Below are 321 nucleotides of genomic sequence, written 5' to 3'. Positions count from 1 at the left end.
AATGGTGGGTCGTGCGGGATTCGAACCTGCGACCAATTGATTAAAAGTCAACTGCTCTACCAACTGAGCTAACGACCCGCTGTAATGCGGTACTACTTATTGCTTAACATAATGGTGGGTCGTGCGGGATGACTCGTCCTGCGACCTCGCCCTTCGGGTCAACGCTAGCGCGTTGTTGTCTCGCTTCGCTCGGCTCGAACCTCTACGGCTCTTATCCCTACGATTTAATACCCTGCTAACTCTACATAATGGTGGGTCGTGCGGGATTCGAACCTGCGACCAATTGATTAAAAGTCAACTGCTCTACCAACTGAGCTAACG

Annotated in this window: 1 tRNA gene and 1 other RNA gene; both read right to left on the bottom strand. The window is 51.1% G+C overall.

What is annotated here, in order from left to right:
* Nucleotides 1-2: 2 nt before the first annotated feature.
* Nucleotides 3-78 (bottom strand) — tRNA-Lys (locus tag FTA91_RS16460).
* Nucleotides 79-112: 34 nt separating this feature from the next.
* A non-coding RNA gene (locus FTA91_RS16455) (RtT sRNA) lies at nucleotides 113-235 on the bottom strand.
* Nucleotides 236-321 lie beyond the last annotated feature (86 nt).

Source organism: Yersinia thracica (genome assembly GCF_902170565.1).
Taxonomy (GTDB): Bacteria; Pseudomonadota; Gammaproteobacteria; order Enterobacterales; family Enterobacteriaceae; genus Yersinia; species Yersinia thracica.
The sequence above is the reverse complement of the archived record's forward strand: the minus strand, read 5'-3'. Positions and strand labels throughout refer to the sequence as shown.